The organism is Haliea sp. (assembly GCF_040222615.1).
Lineage (GTDB): Bacteria > Pseudomonadota > Gammaproteobacteria > Pseudomonadales > Halieaceae > Haliea.
Window position 1 is genome coordinate 1 of record NZ_JAVKCQ010000071.1, and the last position, 17,126, is coordinate 17,126.

Annotated in this window: 18 protein-coding genes; 13 read left to right on the forward strand and 5 right to left on the reverse strand. The window is 65.4% G+C overall.

Annotated features, from left to right (window positions below; all coding sequences use genetic code 11):
• Positions 1-170: 170 nt before the first annotated feature.
• Entirely contained in the window at positions 171-1,010 is an 840-nt protein-coding gene (locus RJQ10_RS06385) for an acyl-CoA thioesterase (protein WP_350144775.1), read from the reverse strand.
• Between the two features lie 99 nt (positions 1,011-1,109).
• Here RJQ10_RS06385 and RJQ10_RS06390 point away from each other — a divergent pair, with 99 nt between their 5' ends.
• From RJQ10_RS06390 to RJQ10_RS06435, 10 genes are all read left to right on the forward strand, one after another.
• Entirely contained in the window at positions 1,110-1,895 is a 786-nt protein-coding gene (locus RJQ10_RS06390; protein WP_350144777.1) for a putative hydro-lyase, read from the forward strand.
• Between the two features lie 30 nt (positions 1,896-1,925).
• Positions 1,926-2,657, forward strand: coding sequence for a 5-oxoprolinase subunit PxpA (locus RJQ10_RS06395; protein WP_350144779.1), 732 nt, complete (start codon positions 1,926-1,928; stop codon positions 2,655-2,657).
• A gap of 7 nt (positions 2,658-2,664) precedes the next feature.
• The gene (gene pxpB, locus RJQ10_RS06400; RefSeq protein WP_350144781.1) at positions 2,665-3,348 is read left to right on the forward strand and encodes a 5-oxoprolinase subunit PxpB; all 684 of its coding nucleotides are present in this window, start codon (positions 2,665-2,667) and stop codon (positions 3,346-3,348) included.
• Positions 3,345-4,295, forward strand: coding sequence for a 5-oxoprolinase subunit C family protein (locus RJQ10_RS06405; RefSeq protein WP_350144783.1), 951 nt, complete (start codon positions 3,345-3,347; stop codon positions 4,293-4,295). The genes pxpB and RJQ10_RS06405 overlap by 4 nt, the downstream gene beginning before the upstream one ends.
• Positions 4,292-5,134, forward strand: coding sequence for a glutamate cyclase domain-containing protein (locus RJQ10_RS06410; RefSeq protein WP_350144785.1), 843 nt, complete (start codon positions 4,292-4,294; stop codon positions 5,132-5,134). The genes RJQ10_RS06405 and RJQ10_RS06410 overlap by 4 nt, the downstream gene beginning before the upstream one ends.
• Positions 5,135-5,159: 25 nt before the next feature.
• Positions 5,160-6,017 carry an aminotransferase class IV gene (locus RJQ10_RS06415; RefSeq protein ID WP_350144787.1) on the forward strand — a complete coding sequence of 286 codons (858 nt, stop codon included), beginning with the start codon at positions 5,160-5,162 and terminating at the stop codon, positions 6,015-6,017.
• Positions 6,017-7,099, forward strand: coding sequence for an alanine racemase (alr, locus tag RJQ10_RS06420; protein ID WP_350144789.1), 1,083 nt, complete (start codon positions 6,017-6,019; stop codon positions 7,097-7,099). The genes RJQ10_RS06415 and alr overlap by 1 nt, the downstream gene beginning before the upstream one ends.
• A gap of 93 nt (positions 7,100-7,192) precedes the next feature.
• On the forward strand, positions 7,193-7,384 hold the full coding sequence (locus tag RJQ10_RS06425; protein WP_350144791.1) for a hypothetical protein: 192 nt from the start codon (positions 7,193-7,195) through the stop codon (positions 7,382-7,384).
• A 74-nt stretch (positions 7,385-7,458) separates the two neighbouring features.
• A complete protein-coding gene (locus tag RJQ10_RS06430) occupies positions 7,459-8,067 on the forward strand; it encodes a hypothetical protein (protein ID WP_350144793.1) in 609 nt (202 codons plus the stop codon).
• Between the two features lie 86 nt (positions 8,068-8,153).
• Entirely contained in the window at positions 8,154-9,662 is a 1,509-nt protein-coding gene (locus RJQ10_RS06435; protein ID WP_350144795.1) for a Ppx/GppA phosphatase family protein, read from the forward strand.
• Positions 9,663-9,705: 43 nt separating this feature from the next.
• Here RJQ10_RS06435 and RJQ10_RS06440 read toward each other — a convergent pair whose 3' ends face one another.
• Entirely contained in the window at positions 9,706-10,707 is a 1,002-nt protein-coding gene (locus RJQ10_RS06440; protein WP_350144797.1) for an alpha/beta fold hydrolase, read from the reverse strand.
• Positions 10,708-10,950: 243 nt separating this feature from the next.
• Here RJQ10_RS06440 and RJQ10_RS06445 point away from each other — a divergent pair, with 243 nt between their 5' ends.
• From RJQ10_RS06445 to RJQ10_RS06455, 3 genes are all read left to right on the forward strand, one after another.
• A complete protein-coding gene (locus RJQ10_RS06445) occupies positions 10,951-11,787 on the forward strand; it encodes a CPBP family intramembrane glutamic endopeptidase (RefSeq protein ID WP_350144799.1) in 837 nt (278 codons plus the stop codon).
• A 4-nt stretch (positions 11,788-11,791) separates the two neighbouring features.
• Entirely contained in the window at positions 11,792-12,952 is a 1,161-nt protein-coding gene (locus RJQ10_RS06450) for a serine hydrolase domain-containing protein (RefSeq protein WP_350144801.1), read from the forward strand.
• Positions 12,953-13,254: 302 nt separating this feature from the next.
• A complete protein-coding gene (locus RJQ10_RS06455) occupies positions 13,255-13,431 on the forward strand; it encodes a hypothetical protein (protein WP_350144803.1) in 177 nt (58 codons plus the stop codon).
• Positions 13,432-13,450: 19 nt separating this feature from the next.
• Here RJQ10_RS06455 and RJQ10_RS06460 read toward each other — a convergent pair whose 3' ends face one another.
• The 3 genes from RJQ10_RS06460 to RJQ10_RS06470 are packed head-to-tail and all read right to left on the reverse strand — an operon-like array spanning position 13,451 to position 16,983.
• Positions 13,451-14,290, reverse strand: coding sequence for a DUF6544 family protein (locus RJQ10_RS06460; protein WP_350144805.1), 840 nt, complete (start codon positions 14,288-14,290; stop codon positions 13,451-13,453).
• Positions 14,291-14,345: 55 nt separating this feature from the next.
• A complete protein-coding gene (locus RJQ10_RS06465) occupies positions 14,346-15,218 on the reverse strand; it encodes a general secretion pathway protein GspB (protein WP_350144807.1) in 873 nt (290 codons plus the stop codon).
• A gap of 43 nt (positions 15,219-15,261) precedes the next feature.
• Entirely contained in the window at positions 15,262-16,983 is a 1,722-nt protein-coding gene (locus tag RJQ10_RS06470; protein ID WP_350144809.1) for an ExeA family protein, read from the reverse strand.
• Between the last annotated feature and the right edge of the window lie 143 nt (positions 16,984-17,126).

The following is a 17,126-nucleotide window of genomic DNA, read 5'->3' on the forward strand; positions in this document are numbered from 1 at the left end:
TCATCGAGCTCGGCGTAGGTGACCATCTCGCCGGAGCCGCCCATGATGATGGCCGGCTTGTGCGGGTAGGTTTCAGCGGTAATGGCGGGATGTGGCATGGTGGAATCCTTATGGTGAACAGCGCGAACCAGCCCCTCATCATAAGGTTACCCACCCGGTGAGGCAACGCGTCAACGCAGGCGCATGAGCCCCTGCTGGACGACGGATGCGACAAGGACGCCCTCGCGGTTGTAGACCTTGCCCCGAGCAAGCCCGCGCCCGCCACTCACCCGCTCTGCCTCCACAGCGTGCAGCAGCCATTCGTCGGCCCTCACCGGGCTGTGGAACCAGAGCGCGTGATCGAGACTGGCGATCTGGCAATCGTCCAGCAGGAAACTGCGCCCCGTGGCAGCGAGACAGACATCGATCAACAAGATATCCGACATGTAAGCAAGCAGGCAGGCGTGCAGGGCATTGCCTTGGGGCAAAGGGCCCGTGGTTTTCATCCAGGCTTCCAGATGGGGCGGCAAGGGCTGCGGATTCTGCCAGTCAACCGGATGCACCAGCCTCACATCGAGCTCAAGACCCGTGGTCACCATAAAGCTTGCATCCATGGTACCCTCCGCCAGGGCCCGCTCACGCTCGCTGGGCAGGGTTTCCGGCGCGGGCACGGCGGGCAGCGGCTGCTGGAAATCATCGCCGCGCCCTGCGCGCTGGAAGGAGACGGAGGACACCAGGATCGGTTTGCCCCGCTGCAGGGCAACGACCCGCCGGGAGCTGAGACTGCCGCCATCCAGGGCTCGATCAACCTCCAGCCGAATCTCCTCGCCGGGATCACCGGGGCGCAGGAAATACGCGTGCTGGGAGTGCACTGCCCGGTCCGGCTCGACGGTCGCGGCAGCGGCCCGCAGCGCCTGCGCCAGAACCTGCCCGCCGTAGACCCGGAAGGCCTCGGGATGCATGTTCTCAGCAACAAAAACGTCTTCTCCCGCCGATCGCGGGGAAAGCACCTGCAGCAACTGGTCGAGCATGAGGGGAATCAACTATGATGGATCGCAACGCACTATTATCCTGCTTTCGGGGCGCGGTCTCCAGTGCCAAGGCCAACCCCCTCTCCGACGAGGATTAACATGCCCAACACCCCAACACCTGCCGAACTCCGCCGCCGTATCCGCAGTGGTCAGCATTCCGGCAACACTTCCGGTCTCGCCGCCGGCTTCGTGCAGTGCAATATCGTGATCCTGCCCGCTGCCTGGGCCAGCGATTTCCTGCGTTTTTGCCAGGCCAATCCGAAACCCTGCCCGCTCATCGCCAGCTCCGCCTCACCGGGCGACCCGTCGCTACCACTTTTGGGGGATATAGACATCCGATCTGACGTGCCAAGCTACCGCGTTTTCCGGGACGGCAAGCTGCAGGAGGAGTGCGAGGACATCAACGGTCTGTGGCAGGACGATCTGGTAACCTTTGCCCTGGGCTGCTCGTTCTCCTTTGAAGAAGCACTCCTGGCCGACGGGTTGGACGTGCGCAACGTCAGCGAAGGCGTCAACGTACCCATGTATCGCACCGATATCGACTGCCAGCCAGCGGGGCCCTTCGCCGGCAAGATGGTCGTCAGCATGCGCCCCTTCAAGGCCGCAGATGCCATTCGGGCGATCCAGATCTGCACCCGGTTCCCATCGGTTCACGGCGCGCCCATCCATCTGGGAGATCCGGCGCAGATAGGGATACCGGACCTGGAGCGGCCGGATTACGGTGACCGGGTCAATTTGAAAGCCGGGGAACTGCCGGTTTTCTGGGCCTGCGGCGTTACCCCGCAGGTTGCGCTGGAGCAGGCGCGACCGCCGCTGGCCATCACCCACAGTCCGGGCTGCATGCTGGTGACCGACCTGCGCAACAGCCAACTGGCTATACTCTGACCACACGCGCTTCTGAGCACAGGACCGATAATGCTTCTCAATTGTGACCTCGGCGAAAGCTATGGCAGCTGGAACATGGGCATGGATGCCGACGTCATGCCCCACATCGACCAGGCCAATATTGCCTGCGGTTTTCACGGTGGCGACCCGGTTACCATCGACAAAACCCTGGCGTTGGCAGCGCGACACGGCGTCAGCGTGGGTGCCCATCCCGCCTACCCGGACCTGGTAGGTTTCGGCCGCCGCAGCATGCACCTGGACGATGCGGAGCTGGCCAGCAGCCTGCGCTACCAGGTAGCTGCCCTGGACGGCATGGCCGCCTGTCACGGTCTGCAACTGGGCTATGTCAAGCCCCACGGCGCGCTCTACAACGACATGATGGCCAACAGCTCGCTGCGGCGCGTCATCATGGCGGCGGTAGCCGGCTACCACCGGCCACTGGCGTTGATGCTGCAGGCGACGCCGCAGGCCGAGGAACACCGGCAAGAGGCGCATGCGCTGGGCCTGCAACTCCTGCTCGAAGCCTTTGCCGATCGCTGCTATGACGATGACGGGCGCCTGCTATCGCGAAAGCGACCGCACGCGGTGCACGATCGCGAACGCATGCTGGCCCAGGTGGACGAATTGTGCCGCCAGGGCACCGTCACCACGATCAGCGGCCAGCGCCTGCCAATGGCCGCTGACAGCTTGTGTGTGCATGGTGACAATCTTGAGGGTGTACGCGCTATCGAAGCCGTGCGCGCGTTGATCAAGGGAGCCTGACCCGCGCATGCAATTGAGCTACGCCGGCGACAATGCGGTAATACTCTACCTGGGCGAAAAAACCACGGAGGAAGTGGCCGCCCGGGTTCAGGCCGCGACCGCGGCGGCCCGCCGGGCGCTGGGGCCCGACCTCATTGATCTGGTGCCTTCCTACGCGTCGCTGCTGGTGATCTACGATCCGCTTCGCACCGACCACATGAGTGTCATTCACCGTTTGCACGGTATCCGCGAGGCTATCGACAGCGCCAGCGCCGGCAGCGGTGGCCGGGAAGTCGTGCTGCCGGTCTACTACAGCACCGAGTCCGGCGCCGATCTGGAACGCCTGGCACAGCAGTGCAAACTGCCGGTGGAGGAAGTGATCGCCCTGCACAGCGGTGCCGAGTACCGCGTCTATGCTATCGGCTTCGCCCCGGGGTTCGCCTATCTCGGCGAGGTGGACTTGCGCATCGCCGCACCCCGCTTGGCAACACCTCGCGCCAGGGTGCCGCGGGGCGCGGTGGCCATCGCCGATCGCCAGACCGCAGTGTATCCAGCCGTGTCACCGGGTGGCTGGAACCTGATCGGTAACTGCCCGCAACGCATGTTCGACCCGGATGCCGAGCCCAGCATGCCGGTAGCCGTAGGCGATCGAGTGCGGTTTGAGCCGATCAGCCGGGAGCGGTTTCTGGAACTGGGCGGAGAGCTGGCATGAGTCTGGTGGTGCGCCAGCCCGGGCTGCTGAGCCTGCTCCAGGATCCGGGCCGCTACGGCCAGCACGGCATAGGCCTGACGACCGGCGGCCCGCTGGACCGGGACGCCTTCGCGCTCTGCCAGCGTCTGCTGGGCAACGACCCGGCGGCAACCGCCATCGAAGCCAGCTTTGGCGGACTGGAACTGGACGCCCACACCGACACCTTCCTGTGCGTAACCGGCGCCAGCATGCCCCTGGCAATCAACGGCAAGGCGCGAGCGCTATGGACGGTGCACAAGGTCAAGGCCGGCGACCACATCAGCCTGGGCTATGCCACAGACGGCTGTCGCAGCTACCTGGGCGTGGCCGGCGGCTTTGTTATCGCCCCCCGGTTTGGCAGCACCGCAACCGTGGTGCGGGAGCAGCTGGGTGGGCTCCGCGGCGACAAGCTGGCGCCGGGCGATGTCCTGCCCTGCGCCACGGTGACCGAACATCGTCGCCTGCAGCTGCCCCGCGACCAGCGCCCGCGCTACCAGCAACAGGTCACTGTCAGAGTCATACCCGGTTACCAGCAGCACCACTTTGACCGCCTGCAGCAGCGGCGCTTTTTCAGCAGCGGCTGGACAGTATCGCAGCGCTGCGATCGCATGGGTTACCGACTGGAGGGCCCTGCCATCCGTTGCAACATCGAGGGTATTCTCTCCGAGGGTATCTGCTTTGGCGCTATCCAGATCCCCGCCGATGGCCAGCCAATCGTGCTGCTCAATGACCGCCAGACCATCGGCGGCTACCCCAAGATCGGTGCCGCCCTGTCCCTGGACGCCGGTCGCATGGCACAGCTGCAGCCCGGCGGCACCGTGCACTTCGCGGCCATCAGCCCCCACGCCGCCCACAATGCATTGCACCTCAACCATTGGCGTATACACCACATGCCCTTGCAGGCAGTGCCCCAGGAGCAAGACCGTTGAATGACCAGATCCTGAGCGAAACCATCGAGGCCCTGCTGGTCGCACGTAATCCGCGCCAGATGCAGACCGCGCGAGCCGCGCTCAGGCCCGGTTACTACCGGCGCGCGGCGGCGCTGTTGCGCGACCTGAAGGGGACGGTGCTGATCGGCACCGGCTTCCCGGTGGGAGACACCTTCGAAACCGATGGCCCGGTGGGGGCCATTGCGCTGTACCAGGGTCTTGAGGCCCTCGGTGCACAGCCCGTGATCGCCTGCGCCAGGCCGCTGGCCGACGCCATGGCGGCGGACTATCGCATCCTGCCCCTGGCCTGCGAGCCCGCCGACGGCGGTGAGCAGGCAGCCATTTCCTGGCTGGAAGCAAACACCCCCGCTGCCGTTATCTCCATCGAGCGACCCGGCCGGACTGCAGATGGCCGCTACTACAACATGCGCGGCGAGGATATCAGCTCCCGCTGCGGCGTCTTCGACCCGTTTCTGACCCGGGCGAAGTGCCCGACCATCGGCATTGGTGACGGCGGCAACGAGATCGGTATGGGCAAGATCGCCGACGCCATCGCCGCTCTGGATATCCGGGTGGCGGTCACCAGTTGCGATGAACTGCTGGTGGCTGACGTTTCCAACTGGGGCGCCTACGGCCTGCTCGCCTTTCTCGGACTGTGGTCAGAACGCGATCTGCTCGGGGCTTTTTCACCGCTGGCCACGTTGCACTATCTGTCTGAGCGTGGCAGCGTCGACGGCGTGACCCGCGAGAACACCCTGACCGAGGATGGTATGCCCCCCACCGAGGGCGATGCGGTCATTGGCGAAATCCGCCGTTTGACCGGCTTTCTGCACAACTGAACACGAACCAAAACAGGATTCGAACATGAGCATTGTCTACCTGAACGGCGACTACCTGCCAATGAGTGAAGCCCGCATCTCGCCGATGGACCGGGGCTTCCTGTTTGGCGACGGCATCTACGAGGTGGTCCCCTCCTACGCCGGCAAGCTGGTGGGATTCGGGCCCCATATGCAGCGCATGCAGCAGGGCCTGGATGCCATTGAGATCAAACTGAAAGTAGACGAGACCCAGTGGCGAGGCATTGCCAACGAGCTGATAGCCCGCAACGGCAGGGGCAATCTGGGCATCTATTTCCACATCAGCCGGGGCGCCGATAGTCGACGCAATCACGCCTATCCCGAGAATGTCGCCCCGACTCTCTACGCGTTCGCTTTCGAAATCCCGCCTGCGCCCGTGGCCGACAAGACAACGGCCACCTGCTACCGCGTCTCCACGGCTGAAGACCTGCGCTGGCGCCGCTGCAATATCAAATCCACCGCCCTGCTGGGTAACGTCATGCACTACCAGCACGGCTACAGCCGGGGCCACGGGGAGACCATTCTCTACAACGAGGCCGGCGAGCTGACCGAGGCCGCGGCGTGCAACGTATTCGTGGTCAAGGACGGGGCTGTCGCCACCCCGGAGCTGGATCACCAGAAGCTCCCTGGAATCACCCGGCTGATGCTGCTGGATATTCTGCGCAAGCATAGCGAGATTCCGATAGCAGAGCGGGTGGTGACCATGGCGGAGGTCCACGCCGCCGATGAAGTCTGGCTGACCAGTTCCAGCAAAGAGGTGGCTCCGGTCATCGAGATCGACGGCAAGCCGGTGGGACAGGGCGGCATCGGCGATGTCTGGCTCGCCGCGGCGAGCCTGTTTACCCGGCACCGTTACGACTACTGATGACCCGCCCCAGCCAGGCCCGCCTGGACCTCAGCGCCCTGCACCACAACGTCGCCCTGGCCCGGGAGCTGGCGCCCGCGGCGCGCCTGATGGCCGTGGTCAAGGCCAATGCCTACGGCCACGGCGCGGTGACTATGGCACGGGAGCTCGAACCCCGGGTGGATGCGCTGGCGGTCGCCTGCACAGAGGAAGCCCTGGCGCTGCGCGACGCAGGTATCCGCTGCCCGATCCTGCTCCTGCAAGGGGTTTTCGAAGCCGGTGAGCTGCCGATCGCTGCCGCAGCGGGATTATGGATCACCGTTGACAATGACCTCCAGCTCCAGTGGCTGGAACAGGCCTCCCTGCCGGCACCGCTTGGTTGCTGGCTCAAGATCGATACCGGCATGCACCGCCTGGGCGTCCTGCCCGCGCAGTCCGCCAGCTTCTACCAGCGGCTGCTTGCCTGTGACAATGTGGCTGGACTGCCGGTGCTGTCCACCCACTTTGCCTCCGCCGACGAGTTGCACAACCCGCAGACCGGGCAGCAGATCGCGCTGTTCGAGGCCGCCACCGCAGATCTGGAGGGGCTGCGCAGCGCGGCCAATTCCCCCGCCACCCTGGCCTGGCCGCGGGCCCACTATGACTGGATCCGGCCGGGCTACATGCTCTGGGGCAACTCTCCCTTCGGCGAAGCCCAGTCCCCGGCGGAACGCCTGCGGCCTGTCATGACACTGGTATCTGCGGTCATCTCGGTGCGGGAGATTGCGGCCGGCGAATGCGTCGGCTACGGCGCCAGCTGGCAGGCACAACGCCCTTCCCGTATCGCAACGGTAACCATAGGCTACGGCGACGGCTACCCGCGCACGGCAACCAACGGCACCCCTGTTCTGGTGAACGGCCGGCGAGCCACACTGGCAGGCCGGGTCTCCATGGATATGATTACGGTCGATGTGACCGACCTGCCACCCGTTACAATCGGCGACCCGGTCATTCTCTGGGGTGAGGGCTTGCCGGTGGACGAGGTCGCCCGCCATGCGGGCACCATCGGCTACGAATTGCTGACCCGGATGCCCCTGCGGACCCCCCGCGTCATCGCCACCTGAGCATCACGCCGCCATGGGTTGAGACACCCGGGGCAGACAGCTGCAGTGCTTTTGCGGTATACTGGTCGGCCACCCGTTGCAAGAGCACTGATCATGTCCGCCGCCAAGCCCCAACGCGCCCCCGCCAAGAAAAAGCAGCCAGCAGCCGTTGAAACCTCTTCCTCCATCGAAGAACAGACCAGAATGTTCCTGCAGTCAGGCGGCAAGATCGAGAGCATTAAATCCGGCATCAGCGGCCAGCAGGGCGGCTACGTGGCTCGCCCCTCGGGCGCCGGGCGCAAATAGGCCCGTTCGGGCCCGCATCCAGCGCGCCGTTACTTGCGTAAGTTCATTATCAGTCTCACCGTGCGGGAAAGACAATGGACAACACACTCGATGACTCCGCGCCGGTTGCAGAGCCTACCGGCGGCATAAGTACCAGCCTGGTTGCCTTTTCCCACCTCGGGATCACCCTCTTCATGCTGGGTCTGTTTACTGCGACCAACAACTGGGCCGTGAATTCGGGGCAGCCGCTGGCCGCACTGGTCAGCGTCGCCACCGGCCTGTTGGCAGGAGCGATCACCACCACCCTGGTGCATGAGTGGTTCCACTACGCCGGCGCGCTCACTGCTCGCGGTAGCTACCACCGTACCAAACGACTCAACCTGTTCGCCTTCGACTGGGACTTCCAGCGCAATGGCCGCGGGCAATTCCTCGTCATGAGCTACGCCGGCACCCTGGGCTCGGCAGTCGCCATCGCCCTGCTCTGGCTGGCGTTCTCCGCCGACTCACCGGGCGGGGTGGCACTGTTGGCGGCCGCCTTCGGCAGTCTCGGTTTCGCCGGGGCCATAGAATGGCCGGTCCTGGCCCGGGTCCACGCGGGTGGCGACCCTCTTGCAGAATTGTCGAAGATCAGCGGCCAGGTGCTGCTACTCAGCGCAGCGACCGGCCTGCTGACGCCGCTTGTTGCCGCCTGGCTGCTGTCCTGAGTCCAGCGTGACGGTCGGATCCGTGCGTCCGAACGGGCTATCGTTTATGATCGCAGGCAAACGCCAGCCGCGAGACGAATCCCATTTTGGAACCCCAAACGCGCGAACCCCTTCCTGACGGCAGCCTGCTGGCAGCGGTCGACCTCGGCAGCAATTCGTTTCACCTGATCGTGGCCCGCGTAGAGCACGGGGAAATGCGCCCGGTGGAAGTGCTGGCGGAAAAAGTCCAGCTCGGAGCCGGTCTGGTCGACAACCGGCTGTCACCGGAGGCCATCGAACGCGGGCTCGACTGCCTGGCCCGCTTCGCCCAGATGCTGGGCAGCGTCGATGCAGAGCGCATCCGCGTGGTCGGCACCAATGCCCTGCGGGTGGCCGACAATCGCCGCGACTTCACCCGACCGGCGCAGGAAATCCTGGGCGCTCCCGTGGACGTGGTCTACGGTCGCGAGGAAGCGCGGCTGGTGTACCTGGGTGTCGCCCACACCCTGGCCGACGACGCCCAGTCGCGGCTGGTGATCGATATCGGTGGCGGCAGTACCGAGCTGATTATCGGCGAGCGCTTCGAACCCCGGCGCCTGGAGAGCCTGCAAATGGGCTGCGTCTCCTACTCGGACAGCTGTTTCCCCGGCGGCAAGATCAGCAAGGACAACTACCGCCACGCCTATAACCGGGCGCGCCTGGAGGTGTCCCACATCCGCTACCACTACCACGCCGGCCACTGGGCGGAGTGCGTGGGCTCCTCCGGCACCCTGCAGGCGGTGGAGGCGGTGCTGCTCAGCCAGGGCTGGAGCGATGGCGGCATCGACCGCAAGGGGCTGGAGAAACTGGAGAAGCGCCTGCTGCGCTTCAAGCGCTTCGACAACATCGCCCTGGAGGGGCTCAGCAGCCAGCGCCGCAATGTCATCGCCGCCGGGGTAGCCATAGCCAGCGCCCTGTTCGATGAGCTCGGTATCAGGCAAATGCGCACTTCCCGCGGGGCGCTGCGGGAAGGCGTGATCTATGACCTGATGGGGCGCCTGAGCCACGAGGACGTGCGGGAGAGAACGATCAACGCCCTGATGCAGCGCTACGGGGTGGATACCCCGATGGCGGAGTTGATGGCGCGCCGTGCCCTCACCCTGTTCAACGCCACCCGCAGCGGCTGGAAACTGCGCCGGACCGATGGCGACCTGCTGCAGCGCACCGCGCTGGCCCATGAAATCGGCATGGCCATCTCCCACAAGCATTACCAGCGGCACAGTGCCTATCTGCTGCTCAACGCCGATCTGCCCGGGTTTTCCCAGGAAGAGCAGGAACAAATGGCGCTACTGGCCGCCACCCAGCGCGGCAAACTGGACGAGACCCTGTGGGCCGCGGTCCCGGACAATGAGCGCCCGCGCCTGTTGCGGCTCATCAGCCTCATCCGGCTGGCGCTGATATTCAAGTACGTGGAGCAGCTGGAGGCACTGCCGGATTTCGCTGTCCACCTGGAAGCGGACGCCCTGCGGCTGGAGTTCCCGGAGGGTTGGCTGGTGCAACACCCGCTGACCGCCCAGGAACTGCAGCAGGAGCAGGCGGTACTGGCAAAGCAGGGACTGGCACTGGCGATCTGCTAGCGAGGGCTGCCACTGGTGCCGCGGCGCCGTGCCTTGCCCCCTGCTAGCGCTGCGGTGGCGTGGTCTCCCGATCGCGCAGGCGAATATCCGCGAGGTACTCCAGCAATATCGCGTTCACCTCCGTCGAGGCTTCCAGCTGCACCATGTGTCCCGCACCCGGGATCATCCGCACCTCGCGCAGATCCGGAAAGATCCCCCGCATCTGGCCAATAGGGTCCTCGCCGTGAAACCCTTCCAGATCCACATCGTGCTCGCTACCGAGAAAGTAGGCCGGCACGGTGCTCTGCACGCCCTCGAAGGGCCTGCGCTGGGCCCACTTGAGATCGAACGAACGGTACCAGTTCAGGCCCCCGGTGAAACCGCTGCGGCTGTACTCGGAGACAAAGAACTCCAGTTCCAGCTCCGACAGCCAGGACCAGGGCAGCGGTGGCGGCTCCTCCATGGCGTCGATATAGGAGGTGCCCGGCGGATGGCGGAACATCTCGAAGTAATTACAGGCACCGCTGAGGGTATGGAAAACCTTGTGCAGGAAGCGGCGCGGCGCGGCAGCCAGCTCCAGGTCCGCCCGCGGCGGCTCGCGGAAGTACTCGATGTGCAGGAAATGCTGCTCGCCCATGCGCCGGTATTCAGTGAGGGGAGGCTCGTCGGGGTTGTGCGGCGCTGCCGGATTTTCCAGGCCAATCACCGCGATCACCCGCTCCGGGTGCCGCAGCGCCAGGTCGTAGATCGCAAAGGCACCAAAATCAAGCCCGGCAAACACCGCGCGCGGCTCACCGATATGATCCAGCAAACCCAGCAGATCCGCAGTGATGTGGTCGATATCATAGGCTTCCGCCGCCGCCGGTGCCTCGGTCTGGCCCATGCCGCGCATGTCCGGAGCAATCACCCGGTACCCGGCCGCGGCCAGCGCGCTGATCTGCCGGTGCCAGCTGAACCACAAGTGCGGGAAGCCGTGGCAGAGCACTACCGGCATGCCCTGCCCCTGCTCCACGTAGTGCATATGGATGCCGTTGATTGTCGCGTGGTGGTGGGTCCAGTCCATCATCGGAGCAATCGATACCTCACAGTCGTGCCGACAACGTCAGCCTGCATTTTTCGTACCCTCCCGGGAACCCCTGAATTGGCGCTGTTCGCCATCCGCAGTATAGGTAAATCGTCGCGCCCATGACACACCCCGCACCCCCGACCCGGGTTGATCCACATCAGGGACGCCCTACGGCGCATGTGCGAATATTTCCACCATGATCTTCCAGTCCCTGAAGCGCTGCCGATGCCTGTCGAACCGTCTTTGACACTCCCGCCCAGAGTACCGTCAACAGCGCTTGTTGCCTTCGTCGGTATTACCTTTCTGATCACCTGGGGACTGATCGGGATCTACATTGTTTTCCCGGACAGGGCCGCCGCCATCTTCGGCGAGATCAGCGGTTCACACCCGTTCTTTTTCCTCGCGACCTGGGCGCCGGCAATCGCGGCCTTCGTGGTCGTTTGGCTCCATTCCGGCACTGCAGGCCTGCGCAGTTTCCTGGGTCGACTATTCCTGTGGCGAATCCCGGCGGGCTGGGTCGCCTTCATTCTGGCCGGACTGCCGCTGGTCTTCGTCACCGGCTCGCTGCTCAAGGGCGGTCCGGTTCTGGCGCCGCTGCCGCCCGAGGGCATGGTCCCGGTCGTGGCGCTCCTGTTCATGATGCTGTTTCTGGGCCCGATTGAAGAGTTCGGCTGGCGCGGCGTGGCACAACCCCTGCTGCAGCGGCATATGGCGCCCATCTGGGCGGGCTTGCTGATCGGCGCGGCCTGGGGAGTCTGGCACCTGCCCGCGTTCTTACTGTCTGGCACGGTCTACGCCGACTGGTCCTTCCTTCCCTTTTTTATTGGAAATGTGACGCTTGCGGTGCTGCTCACGCCCGTTTTCAACCAGGCGCGGGGCAGCCTGCTGTGGCCGATGCTGTTCCACTGGCAACTGATCAACCCGTTCTGGCCGGACGCCCAGCCCTGGGACACGATCATCCTGGTCGTGGTGACAGTCGTGGTCGTGTGGTGGCACCGCAACACGATGTTTGCCCGTGGGGGCGCGGTGACCGGGGTTGTACCGGCGACACAGGCCCGCGCGCCCGGGGCCGCGGACTAGACGCATGCGCAGATTCCTCATTGCGGCCAGCGTCGTGGCAAGCCTCAGTGCCGGCGAGCCCGCGAGCGCCCGGGACCATGCCGATCTTTCGGCGCGGCTGGATGCAACACTGGAGGACTTCCGCGCGCGCTACAGCTTTCCCGGCGCGACGGCCGCACTTGCCCTGGCGGACGGCACTATCGTCACCGCGGCCACCGGCCTCGCCGATATCGAAAACGGCCGTGTGATGACGCCCGAGACACCCATGCTGGCTGCAAGTATCGGCAAGACCTTTGTCGCCGCCACGCTGCTGACGCTGGAAAACGAGGGGCGCCTGTCCCGGACCGACCTGCTGGCCGATCACCTTGGCGACCGGCCGTGGTTCAGTGCTCTGCCCAACGCCCGGACCATGACCCTCGGGCAGCTCCTGCAACACAGCGCCGGGTTACCCGACCACATCTATCTGCCTGCGTTCCGCGCCGCCTGGACAGAGATTACGCAGGCCGAAGGTACGGTGCTCCCCGAAGATCTCCTGGGCTTTGTGGCGGGTATGGCACCGCTGTTCGCTGCGGGCTCCGCCTGGGCCTACAGCGATACCGGGTATATCCTGCTCGGGCTGGTGATTGAGGCAGTGACGGGGCAGGCCTACCGAGACATCGTGCGCACACGGTTTATTGGTCCGCTGGCACTCACCGGCACCTTCCCCTCTGACAGCCGTGACCTTCCCGGTATCGCGGTAGGCTACGTGGCGCACGACAATCTTTTCGGCCTGCCGGAACGAACGGCAGATACCGAAGGCCGGCTGCTCTGGAATCCGGCCATGGAATGGACCGGTGGCGGACTGGCCTCGACTTCGCAGGACCTTGCGCGCTGGGGGCAGCTATTGTTCGGCGGCGAAGCGATGGCAGAAGACTACCTTGACCGCCTGCTCGACGGGGTGCCGGTTGCCCCCGGTGTGTTCTACGGCCTGGGTGTCGCGATCTACACGGACACACCGCGAGGACCGGTGTACGGACATGGCGGCTGGATCCCGGGCTATGTCTCGAGCCTGCGCCACTACGCCGATCACGGCATAACCGTCGCCTTCCAGATCAACACCGACGTGGGATTCATCGACGACTCGAGCGATCTGGCTCACGCGCTGGAGCAGGCGATCGCAGACCTGGCTCTTGAGGCTGCAAAGTGATCAGACGACGCGCCTTGTTGACCGGTCTTGGTGGAGTTGCTCGACCATCTCGGATGGGACCATATCGCAGTCGCAGGCGGTTCAGCGGGGGCGCCGCACCTCCGTGACCCTTGCCCGTTTCGCCTTGGTGCTCATCGCTGCCATTGCAGGCGGCGTTCTGTGGAAGCGCCTGCCGGCCCGAACCGCACCGATCCACGCGCCCAATGCCATTGCCGAACTGATCCCGGCGGAAATCGGCGGCATGACGCAATGGCTGCTGATCCGGGGCACGGACCGGGGAATTCCGCGACCACGATCTCTACGTGCGCCTCGTGCAAGAAGTCGAGGTGCGGTGCGGCAAGCGAATGGTGGTGTTCGACGACTCGGGCCACGCACCATTCCTGACCGAGACTGTGCGTTTCGTCGAGATACTGCGCGGCTTTGGTGCCGATATCGCCGCCGCCTGCCGCACCAGCAGCGCCAGCGGCAGCGCGCCCTGAACGGCAAGAACCATGGCCATCATGGCGCCGCTTCGGGAAACCGGATGGCAGAAACCTCGGCGCGGAAAAAGGGAAAATAGTCCTCGGTCCCGTACATATTGCCGGCCTCCACCCGGAACGGCAGTCGATAGCCTCCGACCTCGCGGAAATCCGCCAGGGTGGCGCCAAAGGGCTGCAGGCGGTGTACCTTGTCGGGGTTGGCGTTGCTCCAGCGCTGAAACGATGCAACAACGGGCCTGCCATCACTGGCGACAGTCACATCCACTGCCTGGCTCAGATCACCGTGGCGAACAGTCACCCGTGCCGTGTCATCGTCCACCGCCGCCCAGCTAACTCCCGGCCCGGGCAGCAGCGCCGCGGGCGTCCAGACCACGGCCTCGGCAACGTAGCGGCCGAAGGCCGACCGGGTATGATCCGGCGTCCCGCCCAGCCGCGCCACGGGAATCAGCCAGAAGATGCGAAACCGTGTCCAGGATCCGGAGTCCGATCCCGACACCGGCATCCCGCCGCGGGTACGCATGGACCAAAGGAAACCGTCGGGGGCAGCGAGGATCTGGTGCGCCTCCATCGGCTGATAGGCCGGGTTGTCCTTGCTCCCGAGGCTGAACTGCCCGCTCATCTCAATCTCGGCCACGGGCAGCAGCGGCGTTCCCGGTTCGATCATAAAACTGAAGTAGCGCCGTGCGGGCTCGGGCAGGTCTTCGATCATGCTGGCGGAGAATCGTTGCGGAGCGTCCGGCTGCAGCGCCGCGAGACGCTGCCATTCCGCCCTGTCGGCACGCAGGTCCCAGGCGAGAAGAGCACTCAGCGCGAGGACGAAGAAAAGTAGCAGGAGGACCAGGGCGATGATGAACTTCATGATTCAGGTACCAGATCGTCAAACCAGTGTTTCATGTCAAGCATTCAGGCTGTCGCTACAGGTTTACCCAACTGTTGAGCGCCCGCAGCCGAAACTGCTGACCAGCATGGCTCAGTACCACCGAGTCGGGCAGGATTTCCTCCACCGTCACCCCGCGGCCGACCGTTTGCCCCGCGCGCGCCTGCTGACCATTGATGGTCACGGTCGAGCCGCCTTCGTTGCGGTAGTCGTGCTGCAGGTACATGAGGGTGGGCACCGCGTCCTTGCGCTGTTGGGACAGGTCGCCGAGAAAGGGCGCCGGGTGTTCTGCCAGGCGCACGTCCTCCAGCGCCTGCTCCGCCGCGGTCACCAGGCTGGCGATATCCACCACGGGCTCCTCGCTGGCGGGTACCGTTGCAGAGGCTTCGGCCACTTCCGGGGCCTCTTCCGGGACGGTGGTCTGCTGGTACAGGGCCGCCACCTCCGCGCTGGTTCCGGTGCCCGCGGTTGCAGGTGCTGGGGCTTGCGGGGGGGAGGTGGCCACCGCGGACGCAGAAACCTCCGGAGCTGTCTCCGGGACTGGCTCCGGGACTGCTTCCAGAATCACGGGGGCCTCCGGTGCCGCTTGTGACGCCGGGGCACTCCCGGTCTCGGGAGCCGTTGCTGTGGCCACCGCAGGCGCCGCAGATGGCGCAACCCGAGCCTCCGCCATCACAGCGGGTTGCACCGGTGCCGCGGGGGTGGGTTCCCTCCCGTCGCGGTTGAACTCACGGCCCAGCAATACTCCGATCACCAGCAGGGCCACCGCGAGAGCGCCCAGCAAACCGCGCTGCCGCCAGGGACTCTCATCAACCGCGGGATAGTAGTGGTCGCTGTCCACACCCGGGACCGGCGCCGCATCGTGCTGCTCCCGCCGGGCGCGATTGAGTGCTTCCAGAATCAGCGACATGCCCGTACCCCGTTGCCCGGCATTTCCAGGCCTGTTGTTGCCTTCATGGCGCGGGTTCCCCTGTAGTCGCTGCAGCCGCTCTCAATGACTCCAGGGCGGCCTGGGCGGACAGATCGCGGCCCGCCAGCAAATTCAGGCGCAACAGTGTCTGCTCGCCCACCACACCATCCGCCAGCAACTGCTGCTCGCGCTGGAACAGCCGCACCCTGTCCGCAAGGGCCGCAGTATAGCGATTGCCCGCGAGCGACTGCGGCTGGCCGTCGAGGCGCGCGAACAGTGCCGCCACATCAGCGACCGCGGGGCTGACCTCGGTGCGGCCGATGGGGCCGCTGAATCCTGCCGGCGGCCGCCACAGCAGACGGTAACCACCGCGCCAGAGCGGCGCCACTTCAGTAAAGGGAACCCGCTGCAGCGCATTCCCCGACCACAACAGGGCGCGGCCATCGTCCTCACCCAGGAACAGCGCCGCCGCGGCAAACCGCGCTGGTGTCACCAGGTCCAGCAGCAACGGGCGCTGCAGTGCCAGCAGTTCCTGCCAGGTTTCGGCGCGGCCACGCAGACAGCTCAGGGGGAAACGGATGACATCGTCGCAAAGCTGTTCCAGGGCAGGTGCCGGACCTTCAGCCTGCAGTTGCCAGAGCTGCTCCAGGGCCGCCTGCGGCGCCAGCTGCCAGGCGTCGGCCGTTGCCGCGGGCGGAGTTGCCGGCGGCCGAGATCCCACCGGAGTCGGTGCCGGTGGGGCTGGCGCCGGGGCGACGGCAGCAGGCGCGGCAACCGGTCCAGCCGCCCTGTCCTCGACCGCTGCCGGCGCGGGCGAGGACTGCAGCGGCTGCGCAGGCACGGTGTCCGGAGGCCAAAACCACCACAGCAACAGCAGCGCCAGCGCCAGCAGCAGCACCGCGCCGGCAGCCAGCCACAGGGTGCGGCGCGAGCGATTGCGCCGCAGACCCTCTTCCCCCATCACCTCGGCGGCGGCAAGCGCCAGCATGTCCCGGTCGGCGCGGGGACGATTGCGGCCATAGGTGCCCAGCAGGATACGATCACAGAGCACGTTGATCAGGCGTGGAATGCCCCGCGTGGTGCGATGTATTCCGCGCACCACGTCCCGGGGAAAAAGCTCACGCCCTGGCGCCAGCCCGGCCACCTGCAGCCGGTGACGGATATAGGCGCCGGTCTCGTCGGGACTCAATGGCGCCAGGTTGTAGCGGGCGGTAATGCGCTGGTTGAGCTGGCGCAACTCCGGGCGCTGCAGCAGCTGTGCCAGCTCCGGCTGGCCGATGAGGATGATCTGCAGCAGTTTTTCGCTGTTGGTCTCGAGGTTGGTCAGCAATCGGATCTGTTCCAGCACATCAAAATCCAGGTGCTGGGCCTCGTCGATCATCAACACCGTCTTGCGCCCGTCCGCGTGGTTCTGCAGCAGAAAACGGTGCAGGCTGTCGGTCAGGGTTTTCAGGGTGGGGCGCTTGCGATTGTAGTCGATCCCCAGTTCATCGCAGACCGTCGCCAGCAATTCCAGCGCATTGAGCGCCGGGTTGAGGATGATCGCGACGTCCGTTACCGGCGGCAGCTGCTCGAGCAGGCAGCGATTGATCGTGGTCTTGCCGGTGCCAACCTCACCGGTGAGCAGGATAAAGCCGCCGCCGGCGCCGACCCCGTACAGCAGGTGGGCCAGCGCGTCCCGGTGCCGGGGGCTCATGAACAGATAGCGCGGATTTACCGCGATGGAGAAAGGTGCTTCATCGAGGCCAAAATACTGGTGGTACATCTGCTGACGCGCTGCCCGTGCCCCACAATCGGACCGCCATTATGCCCAAGGCGGTCTCGGGGCGCCATGGCGCGAGTGCAGGCCAAGGGAGAGCCGTTGACCGCAGCCTGATCGCAGCGTTCAATAGGCCTGTCAATATCGGC